The following is a 2,980-nucleotide window of genomic DNA, read 5'->3' as shown; positions in this document are numbered from 1 at the left end:
AATAGCATTGATATACATGAGGGCTTCTTTGAAGATTGTGAGAATCTGAGAATGAGTGAGATATTAAAAGAAAATCAAAGATTATAGAGGGAGGAAGTAATTAGCTTTTTAAAAGCAAATCCTGTTTTATACCTTGCGTCGATAGGGCGTGACAGCAAGCCCAAGGTTCGTCCATTTCAATTTATGCTTGAGAAAGATGGAAAGTTGTATTTTTGTACATCAAATAAAAAGAAAGTTTATGATGAGATTAAATTAAATCCTTATATTGAACTTTCTGTATCAAATCAAAACAATGTGTGGATTAGACTATCTGGAAGAGTTGAATTTTCAGATGATGTAAAAATAAAAACAAAAATTCTTGATGATAATCCATTTATAAAATCAATTTATAAGTCACCTGACAATCCAGAGTTTGTAATATTTTATTTAGACGAGGCTATGGCAACCATTTCTGATTTTTCAGGTCAGCCGCCTAAGCAATATACACTTTGATTAATGTAATGATAAGTTATGTGGCATTTTAAACGATGCCTTGTAACTTATCATTATTGATGCTTGATAGATTGGATGAATGGTAAGTTGTACTTTACAAAAATTAGATAGACTTTAGGTGATGACTTAATTTGACCATTGCATATGTTATAATATCAATATAAGGATGCATTTCGACTGTGTACATTGATAGTAAATTATTAAGATTGTGGGTTAGGGGGAATTGCCAATGAAGTACGGTATTAGAAAACCAAGCCTTAAAAAGAGCATTGCAGCAAGGACAAGTGTAAAAAGATTTATAAGGCATAATCTTGGAATAAAGGCTCCAAGAGGATATGGATGGTTGACAAATCCTAAAAAAGCAGCATATAATCGGATATATAATAGAACTATATATGAGTGTAGAATAATTCCGAAATGTTCGATATATATAAGAGAAAATATATATCGGGGAGTATTTACAAATGAAAAAGAAAAGTATTATTAAAAATGAACATGGGCAGACCATAAAGAGTTTAAAGAAATTCAAAAGAGGACTTAAAGATTCAAGGAAAATAGACCGTATTAATGTGATTATTCTTGCATTTCGAGGGAAGAATCGGCTGGAGATAGCAAAAATACTTGGGTTTAACAATCAAACCGTTGGAGAATATGTGAAAAAATACAATGAAGGCGGCTTGGAGGAATTGCTGACCATAGGGAAGGCACCTGGACGTATTCCGAAAATCACTCCTGACATTCAAGAGGAGTTAAAGGAAGTAATTTTAAAGACACCAAGTGAAATCGGGTATGCTGTAAATGTAAACTGGAATTCAAGAATTATCGCTCAATATGTAAAAGATGTTTATAACATTAATATTGAAGCCTCAAGCATTAGACGATTGATGAAGCGGATGGGTTTTACTTATACCAGGCCCACATATGTTTTGATGAAAGCAGACGAAGAAGAGCAGAAAAAATTTGAGGAAAAGTTTGAAGATATAAAAAAACATTAAAAGAGATGAAGTAATTCTTTTCGAAGATGAATGTAAAATCAGGGATTATCAAGCCATTACAGCTACTTGGTTTTTAAAAGGGCATCAGAGAATTGTTAAGACATATGGGCATCACATAGGAGTCGGAATATTTGGAGTTATTGACTATTTTACAGGGGATATTATATATTCCGAAACTGAGACGTTGGATGCACAATCATTTTTGGACTTTTTAAGAAAGGTTGTGGAAGCCTATCCTGGCAAGAAAATAAAGATGATTTTGGACAATGGGAGAATTCATTATGCCAAACTGCTGAAAGAATTCAAAGAGAAGCATAAATGCAATTTAGAATTTATCTTTTTACCGCCTTACTCACCAAATCTTAATAGGATTGAGGGATTGTGGAAATGGTTGAAGGAAACTGTCATATATAATGCTTTTTATAAAACTAGAAAGGAAATTAGTAATGTTATAAAACGATTTATGGATACTATTTCCAAGAATAAATCAGCCATTATTAAAAGGTTATGTTGGTAATTTCGAAATTATATTACACGAGTATATAGCATAAGTTTGTTCAAGCTCTTGAAAAGTATTTTTAAATAAATTTTTTTACATATCAGTTATTTTGTGAATCTGATAATACAAGGTTTTCATTTATTATTAATTTTGAAAAAGCTAAAAACGATGTATAGGAAATTCATATAAAAAATAAAAAGGAGATATGCTAGATGGAAGATTTATCATTTAGATTAGAAAAAAGTGCATTATTAATAATTGATATGCAGAATGCTTTTATAAACAAAGATGGTTCTTTATCAAAAATGGGATTAGACATTTCTAGGACATTAAAAGTTATCGATCCAATAAAAAGGCTGAAGAAGGAATTTAAAAGATGTGGACGACCCGTAATCTATTTACAACATATACATCGACCTGATAAGATGGATGCTGGCATTATTAGCGAGGTATTTCCTCAAATAATGGAGCTAGGGCATTGCTTTGAAGGTAGTTGGGATGCAGACATTATTGATGAATTAAAACCAGAAAATGATGATTATATAGTTAAAAAACATCGATTCAGTGGATTTTACCATACAGAACTTGATGATGTACTGAGAAGCTTAGATGTTAGAATTTTGGTTGTATCTGGTGTTGCCACTAATGTATGTGTTGAGTCCACTGTTAGAGATGCTTTTTATAGAGATTATAACGTGTTTGTTCCGAGAGAAACAACAGTATCATTCGCAGAAGAATTTGAAAAAGGCTCATTTGCAAATTTTGAATTTGCATTTGCTAGAGTTTTATCGATAGATGAAATGATAAAACTATTGGGAAAGTAGCAGAGATTTCGCATTTAAAAATTTATAGAGTGATAAACACGTTGATTTATATAATTTACTATAGATGAGAAAAAATGATAACAAATATTACCATCAAATAGATGCACTACACCTATGCTAACTGTAGTTCTGCTAAAATTTCATCAATAGGTACTTTATTATTAGCTCGC

Annotated in this window: 5 protein-coding genes; all 5 read left to right on the top strand. The window is 31.3% G+C overall.

Annotated elements, in window-relative coordinates; translation table 11 throughout:
- Positions 1–99: 99 nt before the first annotated feature.
- The 5 genes from HNR52_RS12100 to HNR52_RS12080 all read left to right on the top strand — a co-directional run bounded on the left by HNR52_RS12100 (position 100) and on the right by HNR52_RS12080 (position 2,810).
- Positions 100–492: a pyridoxamine 5'-phosphate oxidase family protein gene (locus tag HNR52_RS12100; protein ID WP_435620727.1), complete on the top strand. Its 393-nt coding sequence runs from the start codon at positions 100–102 to the stop codon at positions 490–492.
- Positions 493–721: 229 nt separating this feature from the next.
- On the top strand, positions 722–979 hold the full coding sequence (locus HNR52_RS12095) for a hypothetical protein (RefSeq protein WP_435620725.1): 258 nt from the start codon (positions 722–724) through the stop codon (positions 977–979).
- Entirely contained in the window at positions 957–1,487 is a 531-nt protein-coding gene (locus HNR52_RS12090; RefSeq protein WP_435620724.1) for a helix-turn-helix domain-containing protein, read from the top strand. Before HNR52_RS12095 ends, HNR52_RS12090 begins: the two co-directional genes overlap by 23 nt.
- Positions 1,483–2,004, top strand: a complete 522-nt coding sequence (locus HNR52_RS12085) for an IS630 family transposase (protein ID WP_435620726.1) — start codon at positions 1,483–1,485, stop codon at positions 2,002–2,004. Before HNR52_RS12090 ends, HNR52_RS12085 begins: the two co-directional genes overlap by 5 nt.
- Positions 2,005–2,198: 194 nt before the next feature.
- The gene (locus HNR52_RS12080) at positions 2,199–2,810 is read left to right on the top strand and encodes a cysteine hydrolase family protein (RefSeq protein WP_435620723.1); all 612 of its coding nucleotides are present in this window, start codon (positions 2,199–2,201) and stop codon (positions 2,808–2,810) included.
- Positions 2,811–2,980: the final 170 nt, after the last annotated feature.

Source organism: Thermoanaerobacterium thermosulfurigenes (assembly GCF_051201035.1).
Classification (GTDB): Bacteria; Bacillota; Thermoanaerobacteria; order Thermoanaerobacterales; family Thermoanaerobacteraceae; genus Thermoanaerobacterium; species Thermoanaerobacterium thermosulfurigenes.
Note: the sequence above shows the minus strand (reverse complement) of the source record. Positions and strands in the feature narration are given on the sequence as shown.

What these genes read in the sequence shown, in the direction of transcription:
- HNR52_RS12095 (WP_435620725.1), top strand. Translation starts at nt 722, where the DNA reads ATGAAGTACGGTATTAGAAAACCAAGCCTTAAAAAGAGCATTGCAGCA.
- HNR52_RS12090 (WP_435620724.1), top strand. Translation starts at nt 957, where the DNA reads ATGAAAAAGAAAAGTATTATTAAAAATGAACATGGGCAGACCATAAAG.
- HNR52_RS12080 (WP_435620723.1), top strand. Translation starts at nt 2,199, where the DNA reads ATGGAAGATTTATCATTTAGATTAGAAAAAAGTGCATTATTAATAATT.